This is a genomic window from Candidatus Streptomyces philanthi (genome assembly GCF_059553635.1).
Genome location: NZ_JCANQV010000001.1, coordinates 77,749 through 92,371 on the forward strand (window position 1 = coordinate 77,749; position 14,623 = coordinate 92,371).

The following is a 14,623-nucleotide window of genomic DNA, read 5'->3' on the forward strand; positions in this document are numbered from 1 at the left end:
TCCCCCCAGCGTCAGCCAGTTGTTGATGTTCTTCCCCGGCGGCCAGAGCTGGCCCTTCCCGGCGTACTGGGCGGCGTGACCGGCGAAAGCGGCCACGCTCAGGAGTACCGCCACCGGTGCCAGGATGGGCAGGAAGAGGGCCGCCACGCCCACCACAGCTGCGGTCACGCTAAGGACCCCGCGTCCTTCAAATATCCCGGCAACTTGCCGAGCTTCCCGGCGAAGGCGTCGGCGGCTTCACCGGTCCACTCGCCCTTCCCCTTGGAGATCTTGTCCAGCACGTCGTGGACGTGCATCAGACGCTCCGAGACCTTGGCGAGGCTGGTGGAGAGGCCATGGGCTGTCCCGCCGTCGCCCGGTGCCGGGTCGAAGCCCAGCCCGGGCCAGTTGCCTTCTGCGCCGACCATCAGCCCTTCGCTCCCATGCTTTCCATGTTCGCCTGTTCGGTCCCGGTGTAGTTCTTCTGCACCTGCCTCAGATCGTCGCGAGAGTCTTCACGCACTCCCGGACCTGCTTGAGGCCGTACTCCCACTTTTCCTGGAAATGTGCACACGAATCGTCCAGAAAATCGAAGCCGAGCCCCTTCGGTCCGATCTTTTTCAGTGCCTGCAGGCCGCCGTCCAGGTCGTCGTTCCCTGCCCGACATAGCGGGCCGGAATCTTCCATGGATTTGTCCCGAAGAGCGGGCAGTGTTCGCTCCCTCGTCGGCCGAAACAGCTGTGATTCTGGGCCGTTGTCCGTGGCGCGAGTGAACTGGCGGGGGAGTCAGGACCGTTGTCGCCGCCGGTGTGGGAGGCCTTACGGTTGCGGGTGGTGGGCCGCGCGGTAGGCGGTCCTGATGCCGCCGCGCTTACGGAGCGGGGGCCGGTCGGTCATCCACCCTGGTGCACGGCTCACCGCCTTCGCGAACCGCCTCGACGGCCGCGGTGCATTGCCCCGGTGGTCGGGGGCCTGTGAGGGGAACGTGGTCGTGGTGCAAGATCCGGGAGAGGATGCGCAGGTCCGAACGATCTACGCTCACACCGATGGCTGCTTGACCGCCCGAACCCGGGAGGACAAACGCCGCACATCGCCCCTCGGCGCCAACGAGCCGTTTGCCGAGCAGGCCCGAACGCCTGGCCTTCCCCGAAACAAGCCGGGGACGTCAACCGGCTCGCCCCTGGCGCGACCCCCGCGGTCCGTGCTTCTCCACCGGATCCAGAATCGGAGGCGCTTCCCGTGAGCACAATGACCCCGACCCTGCACGAGCAGCGCCCAGCGTTGCGGGCATTGTCCGATCTGGCGGAGGCGCACCCGGAACTGCCCGGCGCGTACATGGCCGGGCGTTGCACCATCGATATGCAGGTATGGACCGCCCTCGATTTCGAGGCGTGGCGGGAGGCGCTGGGCATCGACCCCGCGACCGTCGACTGCTGTGTGTGGGCGACGGGCGAGACCGTGTTGGATTTCGTCATACGGGGCGCCGGGGTGCCCATCCGTGTGTATGTGGTGCTGCCTGCCGCGACTGAGGCGGGCAGCCGCGTGAGCGACCGCACCTATCGCAGTGGAGTGCACCTGATGTGCGGCATCTGCGATCTGCCGCGCGAAATACTGACCGTTGATCTCGCCCACATTTACCCGGAATTGGGGTCGATTGACGAGGCGGGGAGGCCGCTTTGCTGCCCGGAGGCGGCGGAGGCATGGCGCGCCGAGCGAGCGGCGGAGGGATGACTGTCGGGGTGTGCTTCCCGGGGGCGGAGATACCGGGATGACCTGATGGTTTGTTGGCGCTACCGGACTGACGCGTTGATGCGGAACGACGCCGTTGACCCTCCGCTGGAATTGGCGAGGTCTTCGACGGCGTTTGCTTGCCATGACCGCTTACGAGGTCGAGGCGAGGTAGCCGGAGAGGGGGCTCACGGCTGCTTTACGCCGTCGGTCTGTGGGGGAGGGAAAAGGCTGGCCCGAGGGCGGGGAATGACTGCCGGTCAATCGGTCCTTTGGGAAAGGGCTGGTGGGTGGGCGGAGACATATCCGGATTGGCGGTGAGGAAACTGATAGGGGTTTGCGGTGCGGAGGGCTCGGCGCAGGGGCGGCGGTGGCTCCTCCGGTCAGCGGAAGGGTGTCGCGCGGAAAGGGGGTGCGGCGCCGTGCAAGGGGGCCGTGATGTGTTGGCCGCAGGCAAGGTGGTCCGGATGGTCGCCGTCGACGGAGATCATCCACTTCGCCGGTGACGGGCAGGGGGTGTGTTTTCCCTTGGCGTGAACGCCGCAGACGGCGGTGGTGTAGCGGAAGGGCTGGGTCGGCTGCTCGGGCGCCGGCTTGTCGACATAGCGGTCGTGGACCGGGTGGCCGGGGCCGAGGGCGGTGCCCTCGATGGCCTTGAGCGCGGTGTTGCCCACGGGGCTATGCGCGTGATGCCGACGGCGAGGCGGACGATGCCGTCGCCCGCCGAGGCGAAGAGCGCGATCGTATGGGAGGCGGCCTCCTCCCCGAGGCTCCAGCAGCCCCTGTTCAAGGCGTAAATGATCTCCGGGGGCATGCCCTCACGTCAGCCGAGGCAGGGGCGTCCTGCCGGGCCGTCCTCGGAGAGTTCGTCGAGCTTGCCGATGCTGAATTGGATCACGTGGGCCGGGTGCTCTCTGTGATGGACGTGCATACATGCGTGCACGCCTGCGGGCGGACAGGGGCCTTTCTGTGGGGGCACCGGAGCGACGGGGCCGTCATCGTAGGTGAAGTCCCTTGGGGGCGTGGAAGTTTCGGGTGAGGCGAGTGGCCCGTGGTCGCAGGTCTCCCCTTACCTCGGGGCGTCGGGCAGGTCGCGAGCGAATATTGCGTGAATGTCTGGTTTGAGGGCCTTTCTCCTGGTGACGGTTGTTCCTGGCGGGGCTGCTGTGTATGGTCGAAAGTGATGACTTGAAGTTTCAAGTAAATGGTTGGCGGTCCGCCCGCCGGCCCGTTGTGTCCCCGATATTGGGAAAGAGCCCTTGTCATGACGAATCCCCTGACCAATCTCCAGACCTCGCGCGCCGGGGAGCGGATGCCTCTCGCGTCGTCCTCGCACGGTTACGACGTCGGACTGCTGGTGTTCCGGTTGGTGATCGGGCTCACGATGGCGGCTCACGGCGTCCAGAAGCTGTTCGGCTGGTTCGGGGGGCCGGGCCTGGACGGTACCGGGCAGTTCTTCAGCATGAGCGGTTATCCGGCGGGCAAGACCATGGCGGTCATCGCCGGGCTCAGCGAAACGTTGGGTGGCCTGGGACTGGCCGTCGGCCTGTTCACCCCGCTCGCCGCGGCGGCCGTGCTGGGCATCATGATCAACGCCCTTGCGGTGAAGTGGGGCTCCGGCTTCTTCCTGCCCGACGGGGTGGAGTACGAGATCATCCTGGCCGCCGGTGCGGGCGCGCTCGCGCTGACCGGCCCCGGCCGCTACGCGGTCGACCGCTTCCTTCCGGTTCTGCGCTCCCACCGGCTGGTGTACGGCGTGGCCGCGCTGGTTCTCGGTGTGGTGGCCGCCGCGATCGTGCTGCTGATCCGCAAGTGAGTCACCAGTAGAGAAGGCATATCCGCCCGCCGGAGCGGGGCGGGAACCCGGACGGGCGGGGCGGTCGTCGAGCGACCGGCCCGCCCCTCCGTTACGCCATCGGGGCAGTGCGCCGGGCACGGCCGGGGGCCGCGTCGGACCCGTGGTCAGTAGGTCAGCGAGCTGAGGAAGGCGTGCAGCTCGTGATCGAAGAGTGCGGTGTTCTCCAGGTTGACCATGTGGCCGGCGCTGGGGACGCGGACCCGTCGGGCGCCCGGGACGGCCAGGGCTATCGCATGGGCGTTGGAGGAGATGTCCGAGCTGTCGAGGTCGCCGTCCAGGACGACCGTGGGGACCCGTATCTCCGACAGCCGGTCGAAGGCGCCGACCTCAAGGGGGATGCCGGCGCCCAGGCCGTCGGCGTGTACCTCGGCATTGGCCTGGGCCGAGGCGCGCATCCGCTCGCGCAGGGCGGGATCGACGGCGGACGGGTCGCGGTGCGGACCGTCCACCCACATCCGCAGGAAGTGCTCGACGTACCGTTCGGTGCCGTCCGGCTCGTCGACCGCCGCGACCTGCTCCTTGATGTTCTCCAGGAGGAACGGGTCGGTGAAGGCGCGACCGCTGATGCCGGGAGCGGCCAGCGCGAGGGCCGTCACACGGGCCGGATGGGCGAGCGCCGTGTCGAGGGCGATGCGCGCACCGTGGGAGAGGCCGACGAGCACCGCGCGCGGGACCGCGAGGGCGTCGAGCAGATCCCTGAGATCGTCGTGGTTGGCGTAGTCGCCGCACACGCTGGAGGACAGGCCGTGGCCGCGGGCGTCGTAGCGGATCACGCGGAGCCCTGATCCGATGAGCCAGGAGAACTGCTCGTCCCACATGCGCTGGTCGAGCATCCCGCCGTGTATCAGCACCACGGCGGGGCCCGTGCCGGCCGCCTCGTAGAACAGCTCGCCGTCGGTGATCGGTACCGTGCCGTTCTCGACCTCGGTCCAGGTGGGCGTGGTGTGGGTCATTGCTCGGTGCCGTCCTTTGCGTGGCGGGTCCGGTGAGGCGGAGGGGTGGTGCCCGGGCCTTCGGCGTGTGCGGAGGTGGTGGGGGTGTCCGGTGCGCGGGAAGTGTCGGAGTGCGCGGGGTGACCGGAACCCCCGGCAGGGGTGGGGGAGGCGCCGACGAGGTGCCGGAACTCCTCGCCGAGCCGGTCGAGGACGCGGAGGGTGGTGGTGATCTCGTCCGAGGACACATCGGCCAGCCGTTCGCGCAGCTCCGCCCGCTCGAAACCCTGGATGCCGCGTATCACCTCGTCCCCTTCGTCGGAGAGCTGGATGAGGGGTGAGCGGCGGTGTGCGGGGTTGGGGGCGGTGACGACCAGGCCCAGGTCGGAGGCGTGGTTCACCCAGCGTTGGACCGGCTGCCGGTCGAGGCCCAGGGTGCGGGCCAACTGCGGTACGGTCCGCGGGCCCTGTGCCTGGAGGGCGTCCAGGAGAGCGTGTTCGCCGGCGGTCATGCCCGTGCCGGTCAGCTCGCGTTCGACGGCGCGGACGATCGTGCGGTGCAGGGGCCACAGGCGGCGGATGACGTCGTGGAGAAGGTGCTCAACCCCTAGGGAATCGGTGACCGTCCGTCCGGCCGGGGCGGTGCGGGTGGGCGGCTCGCTCTCGTCCTCGTCGACACTCATGATGTCATGATGACATCGGTGATGTCTTTCTGGAAGGTGTGGCAAGGGCGTTCCCACGAAAGGGTGAGTGCGGGGTCGGCGGGGCGGAAGGCCGCCCGTATTCAGGCATCCGCCGGTGGCGGTGCTTCCCCCGGAGAGAAGGTGACGACGAGGTCGGCGCGGTGCCGGACGGCCGCCACCGTACGGGCGTTGGCCTCGTCGGAGACGTGGACGAAGCGCTCGGCGTCGGCGCGCGGCCTGCCGAAGCGTTCATGACGGCCGATCAGGCGGCGGACCCGTTCCGCGTCGTCCAGATCGACGTACCAGACCTCGTCGAGCAGGGCGCGGGCCCGCGTCCACGGCGGGGTGTCGAGCAGCAGATAGTTCCCCTCGGTGATGACGAGCGGGAGGTGCGGGGCCACGGGGATGCTTCCGGCGACCGGTTCCTCGATACGGCGGTCGAAGGCGGGGGCGTAGACGACGGTTCCCGGCTCGGGGGAGCGCAGGCGGGTGAGCAGCGCCGCGTAGCCGTCGGCGTCGAAGGTGTCGGGCGCGCCCTTGCGGTGGAGGCGGTCGAGCCGTCGCAGTTCGGCCTCGGCGAGGTGGAAGCCGTCCATCGGGACGAGCGCCGCCCGCCCCGCGAGCCCGGCCACGAGATGGGCGGCGAGCGTGGACTTCCCCGCGCCCGGCGGCCCGGCGATCCCGAGCAGACGGCGCCGCCCGGGAGTCGCGGTCGCCGCGAGGCGCCGGGCGCGGGTGAGGAGATGCCGAACGTCCATGGCGGGTCCTCAGTCGTCCGCGGCCAGACGCCACAAGGAGGTGACCTCGGCGGCGCGGGCGGCGTGCAGCGGGTCGGAGGCGTCCTGTGCCCGGGGGTGGCGCGGCGCGATGTCGAGCCGGTCCACGACCCGGAGCCCGGCCGAGGCGAACGCGTCGAGCAGAGCGGAACGGGGCCGCAGACCGAGGTGTTCGGCCAGGTCGGAGAGGATCAGCCAGCCCTCACCGCCCGGCGTCAGATGATCCGCCAGGCCGTCGAGAAAGCCGTGCAGCATCCGGCTGCCCGGGTCGTAGACCGCGTACTCGACGGGCGAGGTCGGCTTCGCCGGCACCCACGGGGGGTTGCAGACGACCAGCGGGGCGCGGCCCTCGGGGAACAGATCGGCCTCGATCACCTCCACCTGGCCGGCGACGCTCAGCCGTTCGGTGTTGTCCCGGGCGCAGGCCAGCGCCCGCGGGTCCTGGTCCGTGGCCACGACGCGGGCCACCCCGCGGCGCGCCAGGACCGTGGCGAGGACGCCGGTGCCGGTGCCGATGTCGAAGGCCAGGTCCCGCGCGGGCAGCGGCGCCCGCGCCACCAGGTCGACGTATTCGCCGCGGGCCGGTGAGAAGACGCCGTAGTGCGGGTGGATGCGGTCGCCGCCCAGTGCGGGGACCGGCACGCCCTTGCGGCGCCACTCGTACGCGCCGATGAGGCCGAGGAGTTCGCGGAGCGCGACCAGGGAGTCCGTCGCGGTCCGCTCGTCCTGGCCCGGCCCGGATGCCTCCGGCCGCGGCGGCCCGTACGCCTGGGCGCAGGCCGCGCGGACGTCGGGGGCGCGGTGCAGCGGGATCGTGAGGTCCGGGCCGAGGGGGACCAGCAGCATGCCCAGGATGCGGGCACGGTGGTTCTGGGCGGCGCGGTGACGGTGGAACGCCAGCGCGGGGTCGGCCGGCGGCGCCTTGCGCGGCCGGCGGTCGATGCGGCGGGCCATCGCGTCCAGCAGCTGCCGGGCGTTGTGGAAATCGCCCCGCCACAGCAGCGCCGTGCCCTCGCAGGCGAGCTTGTACGCGGCGTCGGCCCTGGTCCGGTCGTCCGCGATCACGATCCGGCGCGGGGGCGGCGCGCCGCTCTCGGAGCGCCAACGGGCGGTGCGGGCCTCGTCGGCCTCGGTCCATTCGACGACCGGCGGAGAGTTCACCGAAATGTGCCTCGCGATAGTGGTTCGGACCGCCTCCGGGCGCCGGTGCGGGGACGCGGTGGGCCGGCTCGCGCGGCGCGGGTCGGCGCGGCCTGCGGGAGTGGTACGGCGGGGTGGTGACGGTCGACTTTACTCCGTGCCGGGCGCTGAGGGCGGCGTCGAGGCGGCCGTGCACCGCAAGGCCCCCGGTAGGGCGGGACTTTCGCCCCGTGTCGGGGGCGCCCGGTGGGAGGGAGGATGAAAAGAGCAGGACATACTGCACACTGCTGGTCGTATGGAGGCGTACATGGACACCCTGCCGGTCATTGTCGCGGTCGACGGATCTCCGGACAGCGAGCGGGCGCTGCGCTGGGCGGCGGAGGCGGCCCGGCTGCGCTCCGCGCCGTTGCAGGCGGTGCACGTGTGGCCGTATGTCACCAGGGAGGGCGCGGCCGCCGCGGCGGCGGGGACCGGCGACCTGGTGCTGAACGAACTGCGGGAGAAGCTGACGGCGGAGAAGGGCGATCTGCCGGAGATCGAGTTCCGTGCCCTCAGCGGGCTGACCGACAACCTGCTGCCCGCACTGGGGGCCGAGGCCCAGCTGCTGGTGCTCGGCTCGCGCGGCCGCGGCGGCTTCGCCAGCCTGCTCCTCGGCTCCAACGGCCTGGCCTGCGCCGCGCACGCCGCCTGCCCCGTCGTCGTCGTGCCGCGCCCCGACCGGGCCGGCTCCGGGCGCGCGGCCGAGGGCACCGCCCCCGGACCGGACGGCAGGCAGGTGGCGGTCGGCGTGGACGCGACCGCTGAGGAGCCCGGCGCGATCGGGTTCGCCTTCGCCGAGGCGAGCCGCCGGGGCGCCCGGCTGAAGGTGCTCTCCGGCTACACCTGGCCGATGCTGATGCCGCCGGCCTTCGAGTACGTCGCGGCCTACGAGGCATCGCAACAGGGGTACGAGGAGTCGTTGCAGCAGCAGCTCGCGGAGGTGCTGGCACCGCACCGCGAGCGGTACCCGGACGTCGCCGTCGAGGTGGTGCTGCGGGGCGCGGACGCCGCCGGACTGCTGGTGGACGCCTCCCAGGAGAGCGAACTCGTCGTCGTGGCGCGGCACCGCAGGCGGCTGCCGATCGGCCCCCGGCTCGGCTCGGTGGCGCACGCCGTCCTGCTGCACGCGCTCTGCCCGATCGCCGTCGTCCCCGCCGACCGGCCCGAGGGCGCGGACGGCGACGCGTAACACCGAGGGGAGCACCACGCGGCCCGGCACGCCGCCGGGCCGCGCCGTGTCATCCGGTACCGGAGGCGGGTGCATGGCGCACCGTCCCGGGTGGAGGGGCGGCATCGTCCGGGGACAGCGCCAGGGACGCCTCGTCCGGCCATGGCGCGGGAGGCCGGGTGCCGTACCGGGAGGCGGGGGCGGGACCGGAGTGCGGGGAGTGTGGCCGGTGGCCCAGTGCCAGGGCCGTGCACTCACCGGACGCCCGCGCCGCGGCCGGCGGCGCGGCGTTGACCAGGGGCGGGTCCGTCAGCGGGTCGGGTGCCGTTCGGGGCGGCGTACCAGGAAGGCCGCGACCGAGCCGGCGACGCACAGGGCGAGGACCGAGAGGCCGGTGCTCAGCCAGGAGGCGCCGAGCCACTGGCCGCCGAAATAACCCAGGCCCACGCTGTACGACGCCCAGATCAGACCGGCGAGCGCGGACCACGGCAGGAACTCGCGCGCCGTACGGTGCGCCACGCCCGCTCCCAGGCTCACCACCGAGCGTCCCGCGGGGGCGAACCGGGCCAGGAGGACGATGCCGCCGCCACCGCGGGCCAGGGCCGTGCCGAGACGTTCCTGCGCGGCGGTCAGACGGCGGGAGCGGCTGATCGCGCGGTCGAATCGGGCGCCACCGCGCCAGGCCAGCCGGTAGGCGATCAGATCGCCCAGGACGGAGGCGGACGCCGCGCACAGCACCAGCGGCATCATCGCGGCCGGATCGCCACCGCCGTGGACGGCGCCGACCGTCCCGGCCGCGCCCCCGGCGGCCGTGGTGGCCGCCGTGATCACCAGGATGCCGCTGGGAAGTATCGGGACGAAGACATCGAGGACGACCGAGAGGCTGACGATCACATACAGCCAAGGGGTGGCACTGATCCCCAGGCTCTCCACCAACGTCTCTTCTCCCGGTCCGGACCCCGCCGCGACGTCGCAGGGGCGGCAGGGGCGGCTTTACAGCCCTCACAGCGTACGCCGGGACCCGGACAATTCGTTGCCCGGGGCAAGCGTTGTTGTCCGCGTCACACCCGTGTGTCCCGGTTTGGTGGCGCGCCCCTGGGGTGCTGTCACCCGTCCGCATGGCACTCCCCGGCGGTCCGGCGGGGAAGCCTCTCGGCAGTGGGTGGCATATCGATGGGTATGCCCCGGTGTGCCGCGAGTGCGCGGACCGAGCTGAGGAGAAGGGCGATGAGCAAGGGGCGAGTGGGTCGCGTCGGCCCGCCGGGTCCGTGGTGGCGGCCGGGGCGGGCGGGACGTGTCTGGCCCGTGGCGGCGGCGGTCGTGGCGGCCGTGGTGCCGTCGGTGTCCGCGGTGGCGGACGGGGCGCCGGCGGACGGCGGTGACGCGCGGGCCGTGAAGGTGCGGGTGGAGGCGCGCTTCGCGCCGCCCACCGCCTTCATCCCGTCCGGTGCGGTCACCTATGACCAGGAGGCGGTGCCCGCGGGAGCCCGTATCGCGGTGGAGGAGTCGGCCGAGGGGAACGCGACGACGGTCGCGCTGCGGGTGAGCGGCCTGCGCCCCCGGCGTGTGTACGGGGCGCATGTGCACACCGGGGCGTGCGGGGCGCGGCCGGAGGACTCCGGGCCGCACTATCAGGACCGCGAGAGTTCCCAGCGGTCGTCGGCGGACCCGGCGTACGCCAATCCGGACAACGAGGTGTGGCTGGATGTGGCGACCGATGACGGCGGGGCGGCCGCCGCGGAGTCGCGGCACGGCTGGCGGTTCCGGCCGGGCGCGGCGCGCTCCGTGGTGCTCCATGAACGTGCCACGGGCCGGGCGCCGGGCGGGGCGGGGGCGGCCGGGAGGCGGCTGGCCTGCGTCAACGTCCCGTTCGGGGGGTGAGCGCGACGACCCGTCCGGGGTGAGCGGCACGCCGTTCATCTCAAGGGGCCGGCCCGGGCGGCCGACCGGGCCGACGGAGGCCGGTCGGTCGCACGGGCCGGTGGCGCCGGGCGTGAGCGGACGCCCGGTGCGGTGACCTGGGGGTGGTCAGACGGCGGTCGGCTCGCGCCGCGCCTCGGCGGCGGACTCCTCGTGACCGCGGGAGCGGGTTATCAGGCTGTCCAGGGCCCAGGCGCCCGGCCCGGTGAAGACGAGCAGCAGGAACGCCCAGGAGAACATCGCGGACGCCTCGCCACCGTTCTGGATCGGCAGCAGCCCCAACGCCTGGTGGGTCGAGAAGTAGGCGTAGGCCATCGAGCCGGAGCAGATCAGGGCCGCGGTGCGGGTGCCGAGGCCGAGCAGCACCAGCGTGCCGCCGACGAGTTGGATGACGGACGCGTACCAGATCGGCCAGCTGCCCGTCGGGACGCTCCCGCCGCTGCCGGCCGCGCCGCCGAGCACGCCGAAGAGCGAGGCGATGCCGTGGCAGGAGAAGAGCAGACCGGTCACGACACGGAAGAGGCCGAGGGCGTGGGGGGTGAACCTCGCGGGCGCTGGGCCGCCGGACAGATGAGGGACCGACATAGGGGCTCCTTCGGTTTCTGAGGGGGACGGAACCGATGAAGTCCCAGGTTAGGGACGCCTTATTATGCTTGCAAGTTCAAGTTCCTCTCATAAGGGACCTTTGGTCTGAACCAATTGGGTTGCTCGGAGGGTGCCGGGTGACGCGTACGCTCACCGGTTCCATGTGTACCGGTGAACGGACGGAGGCCGCCCCGGGCATGTGCCGGCGGCGCCGTGTGGCGGCCGGTGGGTGCCCGGGGCGGCCTCATCCGTGATGCGTCGTCACCTCCCGGAGGCTCAGCAGCCGTCCAGGATCTTCTTCAGGGCCGCCTTCTCCTCGGTGTCCGCCGTCAGGTCGTACACATGTTTCACGTCCACCCACATCCGGGCGTACTCACACGCATACGACGCCTTCGGCGGCATCCACTTCGCCGGGTCCTTGTCGCCCTTCTTCCGGTTGACGGAGTTGGTGACCGCGAGCAGCTGGGGGTGCGTCAGGTCGTTGGCGAACGCCTTGCGGCGGTCGGTGGTCCACTTGCTCGCACCGGAGCGCCACGCCTCGGCCAGCGGGACGACGTGGTCGATGTCCAGATCCGACGCGCTGGTCCAGGTGGCGCCGTCGTACGGCGAGACCCAGGTACCGCTCACCGCCTTGCACGCGTCGTCCTGCTGGACGTCGCGGCCGTCGCGCTTGAGTACGGCCTCGCGGGTGTTGCAGTTGTCGCCCTGGTCGATCCAGTGCGGGAACTTGGTGCGGCTGTAGCCGTCCAGCGATCCCTCGGCCTGCTCCTTGATCTGCGTGAGGTACGTGCGCGCGGTGGCCGCGTCCGGCGGGGTGGGGGGCGCCGCCTGCGCGGACGGCGCGCCCAGGATCAGGGTGCAGGCCAGTGCCATGGCCGATCCCGCGGCGGTGGCGACTCGACGCGCGTAGAGTTTCGGCATCCGAACTCCCATGAAGTGGGGGGAAGTTGAGGTGTTGCGCGGGCCCATGGTGGAGGCGTGGGGTTACCACCGGACGGGCGCCAGGTAACAGGGTGACGACATGGTCACGTCAGAATCAACCATCTGACGGCAAGGCATGTGCGTGCGGTTGCCGAGGGGTTGGAATGCACCGGCGCACGCGCCCCCTACAGTGGGCCCGTGCTGCTGCCGGTCAATCTCACCCTGGGGATCGTTCTCGTCGTCCTCCTGGCCGCCGCCGTGACCGTCGCCGCCGTGGCACGCCTGGGGCACGCCCGGGCCATCGCGGTCGCCGGACTGCGCGCGGCCGCCCAGCTCGCCGGGGTCTCCTTCCTCATCGGCTGGGTCGTGGGCGCGCTGCCGCGGCTGCTGGGATTCCTCGTGCTGATGTTCGCCGTGGCGGTGCGCACCGCGGGGCGCAGGATCACCCGCAACGGGACGTGGTGGTGGGCGGCGCCGCCGATCGCCGCGGGCGTCGTGCCCGTCGTCGGCCTTCTGCTGGCGACCGGCCTGGTCCCGCCGCGCGGACTCACCCTCATCCCGGTCACCGGCATCCTCATCGGCGGCGCGCTGACCGCCACCGTCCTCGGCGGCCGCCGCGCGCTGGACGAGCTGGAGGCGCGGCACGGGGAGGTCGAGGCGGGGCTGGCGCTCGGGCTGCTCGACCGCGACGCGCGGCTGGAGATCGCCCGTCCGGCCGCGTCCGACGCCCTGCTGCCGGGGCTCGACCAGACCCGGACGGTGGGATTGGTCACGCTGCCCGGAGCGTTCGTCGGCATGCTGCTCGGCGGCGCCTCGCCCGTACAGGCCGGTGCGGTCCAGTTGTTCGTGCTGGTGGCGCTGATGGCGGTGCAGGCGGTGGCGGTCGCGGTGGTGCTGGAGCTTGTCGCGCGCGGACGGCTGCACCGCGTACCCTCGACGTCAGCAGAAGGGGAGTAGCTCTTCGCCGGACCGTCGACATACTGCCCGCCCGTCGCCCGACGACGCGGTGGGCCGGCGCCCGGAGGCCCGTCGCGCGCGACGGGCCAGCGAGACCTTCGGCCGCAGTGTCCGACGCTGCCGTGCCGAAGCGACCCCTCAAGGCGGGCCTCCTCGGTGCGGCCCGACCGATCGAGGTATCCCGTTCCCGTGTTCAGTCTCTCCGTCGCCGCCGTCGTCTTCGGCGTCATCTTCCTCGCCGAGCTGCCCGACAAGACCGCCCTGGCCAGCCTGATGCTCGGCACCCGTTACCGGGCGTCGTACGTTTTCGCCGGAGTCGCGGCGGCGTTCCTCGTCCATGTCGTCCTGGCCATCGCCGCCGGAAGCGCGCTCGCCCTGCTGCCGCACCGTCCGGTGCAGGCGGTCGTCGGGGTGCTCTTCCTGGCGGGGGCCGCCGTCCTGTTGTTCAAGAAGGACGACGACGAGGAAGAGGTGAAGACGCCCGCCGACCAGAGCTTCTGGAAGGTCTCCGGGGCGGGCTTCACGATGATCATGGTCGCCGAGTTCGGCGATCTCACCCAGATCATGACCGCCAACCTCGCCGCCCGTTACGCCGACCCGCTCTCGGTCGGTGTCGGCGCCGTGCTGGGCCTGTGGGCCGTCGCCGGGCTGGGCATCGTCGGCGGGCGCACGCTGCTCAAGCGCGTACCGCTGCGGCTGATCACCAAGGTCGCCGCAGCGGTGATGATGGTGCTGGCGGGGCTGAGCCTGTACGAGGCGATCGCCGGCTGAGGGGCGCCGGGGCGCGCCCGCGGCCTCAGACCGTGAAGTGCAGGGCGATCGTGCCGTCCGGGAGCGCCTCGACGCGGACCCGCGTCAGATCGCGCACGCAGACGGTCGGCGCGAACGCCGCGGCGCGCTCGCCCACCCCGACGACCCGCATCCCGGCGGCCCGCCCGGCGGCTATCCCGGCCTCGGAGTCCTCGAAGACCAGGCAGTCCTCCGGGGCGTACCCCAGCTCGGCGGCGCCCTTGAGGAAGCCCTCCGGGTCGGGCTTGCTGGCGCTCACGCTCTCGGCGGTGATCCGCACGGGCGGCATGGGCAGTCCGGCGGCGCCCATCCGGGCGTCGGAGAGCGCGATGTCGGCGGAGGTCACCAGGGCGTGCGGAAGCGCGTCGAGGGCGGCCATGAAGGCGGGCGCCCCCGGTACCGGTACGACGCCCTCGACGTCGGAGGTCTCCTGCTCCAGCATCCGGCGGTTGTCGGCCAGATGGAGCTCCATGGGGCGGTCGGGGAGCAGGGCGGCCATCGTGGCCCAGCCCTGCCGGCCGTGGACCACGGCCAGGACCTCGTCCGCCGGCAGGCCCTGCTCGGCGGCCCAGCGGCGCCAGCAGCGCTCGACCACGGCCTCGGAGTTCACGATCGTGCTGTCCATGTCGAGGAGCAGCGCGCGGGCGGTGAGCGTGGTGGTGGCCGTCATCGGCGGGGCTCCTGGGCGCGGCGGGGCGAGGGGTGCTGCGGGGGAACAAGCGGCTCCGCCCGCCGGTCAGGGAGTGCGGGCGGAACCACTTTGTTCCAACACGATACAAAGCGCGTCCGGGCAGCGACAACCGCCCCTGGTCAGCGGAGTGCGCGCCTCCGCTACGGGGTCAGTGTCCGGGACTCCAGGGAGACACGGGTGGCCGCCCCGTAGACGCCCAGGGGATCACCGCGCACCTCGTAGAGACGCTGGTAATAGGCGACGGCATCCCTCAGCGCCGCGCCGTAGCGGCCGTCGGCCGGCGCGAAGTAGAGCGCGATCTGCCCCAGCCTGCGCTGGAGCCGCGCCACCTCCGCCCCACCGGACCCCTCCCGCAGCACCGGCAGCGCGGGCGACGGCTCCGGCCCGGTCGCGGGCCCGTCCCCGGGGGAACCGGACGACGGGGTACGCACCGCGGAACGGGACGGCGGACCCTCCA

18 protein-coding genes are annotated in these 14,623 nt (G+C 72.1%); 6 read left to right on the forward strand and 12 right to left on the reverse strand.

Annotated elements, in window-relative coordinates; all coding sequences use genetic code 11:
- Positions 1–164 precede the first annotated feature (164 nt).
- Positions 165–407 carry a hypothetical protein gene (locus tag AC51EU_RS00500; protein WP_496264551.1) on the reverse strand — a complete coding sequence of 81 codons (243 nt, stop codon included), beginning with the start codon at positions 405–407 and terminating at the stop codon, positions 165–167.
- A gap of 67 nt (positions 408–474) precedes the next feature.
- Entirely contained in the window at positions 475–666 is a 192-nt protein-coding gene (locus tag AC51EU_RS00505) for a hypothetical protein (protein ID WP_496264552.1), read from the reverse strand.
- A gap of 561 nt (positions 667–1,227) precedes the next feature.
- Here AC51EU_RS00505 and AC51EU_RS00510 point away from each other — a divergent pair.
- Complete coding sequence (locus tag AC51EU_RS00510) at positions 1,228–1,710, forward strand: hypothetical protein (protein ID WP_496264553.1); 483 nt, start codon at positions 1,228–1,230, stop codon at positions 1,708–1,710.
- Between the two features lie 380 nt (positions 1,711–2,090).
- On the opposite strand, the gene AC51EU_RS00515 is transcribed toward AC51EU_RS00510, so the two are convergent.
- Complete coding sequence (locus AC51EU_RS00515; RefSeq protein ID WP_496264554.1) at positions 2,091–2,381, reverse strand: hypothetical protein; 291 nt, start codon at positions 2,379–2,381, stop codon at positions 2,091–2,093.
- Positions 2,382–2,971: 590 nt separating this feature from the next.
- Between AC51EU_RS00515 and AC51EU_RS00520 the strand changes: the two genes are divergently transcribed.
- Positions 2,972–3,523, forward strand: a complete 552-nt coding sequence (locus AC51EU_RS00520) for a DoxX family protein (protein WP_496264555.1) — start codon at positions 2,972–2,974, stop codon at positions 3,521–3,523.
- Positions 3,524–3,669: 146 nt separating this feature from the next.
- Here AC51EU_RS00520 and AC51EU_RS00525 read toward each other — a convergent pair whose 3' ends face one another.
- The 4 genes from AC51EU_RS00525 to AC51EU_RS00540 form a co-directional block, all read right to left on the reverse strand.
- The gene (locus AC51EU_RS00525; protein WP_496264556.1) at positions 3,670–4,518 is read right to left on the reverse strand and encodes an alpha/beta fold hydrolase; all 849 of its coding nucleotides are present in this window, start codon (positions 4,516–4,518) and stop codon (positions 3,670–3,672) included.
- On the reverse strand, positions 4,515–5,180 hold the full coding sequence (locus AC51EU_RS00530; protein WP_496264557.1) for a MarR family winged helix-turn-helix transcriptional regulator: 666 nt from the start codon (positions 5,178–5,180) through the stop codon (positions 4,515–4,517). The genes AC51EU_RS00525 and AC51EU_RS00530 overlap by 4 nt, the downstream gene beginning before the upstream one ends.
- A 101-nt stretch (positions 5,181–5,281) precedes the next feature.
- On the reverse strand, positions 5,282–5,938 hold the full coding sequence (locus tag AC51EU_RS00535; protein WP_496264558.1) for a nucleoside/nucleotide kinase family protein: 657 nt from the start codon (positions 5,936–5,938) through the stop codon (positions 5,282–5,284).
- Positions 5,939–5,947: 9 nt separating this feature from the next.
- On the reverse strand, positions 5,948–7,117 hold the full coding sequence (locus AC51EU_RS00540) for a methyltransferase (RefSeq protein WP_496264559.1): 1,170 nt from the start codon (positions 7,115–7,117) through the stop codon (positions 5,948–5,950).
- Positions 7,118–7,403: 286 nt separating this feature from the next.
- On the opposite strand from AC51EU_RS00540, the gene AC51EU_RS00545 reads away from it, so the two are divergent.
- A complete protein-coding gene (locus tag AC51EU_RS00545; protein ID WP_496264560.1) occupies positions 7,404–8,324 on the forward strand; it encodes a universal stress protein in 921 nt (306 codons plus the stop codon).
- 288 nt (positions 8,325–8,612) lie between these two features.
- Here AC51EU_RS00545 and AC51EU_RS00550 read toward each other — a convergent pair whose 3' ends face one another.
- Entirely contained in the window at positions 8,613–9,239 is a 627-nt protein-coding gene (locus tag AC51EU_RS00550) for a DedA family protein (RefSeq protein WP_496264561.1), read from the reverse strand.
- A 291-nt stretch (positions 9,240–9,530) separates the two neighbouring features.
- Here AC51EU_RS00550 and AC51EU_RS00555 point away from each other — a divergent pair, with 291 nt between their 5' ends.
- The gene (locus AC51EU_RS00555) at positions 9,531–10,184 is read left to right on the forward strand and encodes a superoxide dismutase family protein (RefSeq protein ID WP_496264562.1); all 654 of its coding nucleotides are present in this window, start codon (positions 9,531–9,533) and stop codon (positions 10,182–10,184) included.
- A 147-nt stretch (positions 10,185–10,331) separates the two neighbouring features.
- Here the strand turns inward: AC51EU_RS00555 and AC51EU_RS00560 are convergent, their stop codons facing one another.
- Together AC51EU_RS00560 and AC51EU_RS00565 are read right to left on the reverse strand one after the other, a co-directional pair.
- Positions 10,332–10,808, reverse strand: coding sequence for a DoxX family protein (locus AC51EU_RS00560; RefSeq protein ID WP_496264563.1), 477 nt, complete (start codon positions 10,806–10,808; stop codon positions 10,332–10,334).
- Positions 10,809–11,084: 276 nt separating this feature from the next.
- A complete protein-coding gene (locus AC51EU_RS00565) occupies positions 11,085–11,729 on the reverse strand; it encodes an HNH endonuclease family protein (protein WP_496264564.1) in 645 nt (214 codons plus the stop codon).
- Between the two features lie 198 nt (positions 11,730–11,927).
- Here AC51EU_RS00565 and AC51EU_RS00570 point away from each other — a divergent pair, with 198 nt between their 5' ends.
- Positions 11,928–12,686: an ABC transporter permease gene (locus AC51EU_RS00570; protein WP_496264565.1), complete on the forward strand. Its 759-nt coding sequence runs from the start codon at positions 11,928–11,930 to the stop codon at positions 12,684–12,686.
- Positions 12,687–12,875: 189 nt separating this feature from the next.
- Positions 12,876–13,457, forward strand: a complete 582-nt coding sequence (locus AC51EU_RS00575) for a TMEM165/GDT1 family protein (protein ID WP_496264566.1) — start codon at positions 12,876–12,878, stop codon at positions 13,455–13,457.
- A gap of 25 nt (positions 13,458–13,482) precedes the next feature.
- Here the strand turns inward: AC51EU_RS00575 and AC51EU_RS00580 are convergent, their stop codons facing one another.
- Both AC51EU_RS00580 and AC51EU_RS00585 read right to left on the reverse strand, forming a co-directional pair.
- Positions 13,483–14,145 (reverse strand): HAD-IA family hydrolase, encoded by a 663-nt coding sequence (locus AC51EU_RS00580; protein ID WP_496264567.1) that lies wholly within the window; start codon positions 14,143–14,145, stop codon positions 13,483–13,485.
- Positions 14,146–14,306: 161 nt separating this feature from the next.
- Positions 14,307–14,623, reverse strand: a 317-nt coding sequence (locus AC51EU_RS00585) for a peptidoglycan-binding domain-containing protein (RefSeq protein WP_496264568.1), incomplete at its 5' end; no start/stop codon positions are given.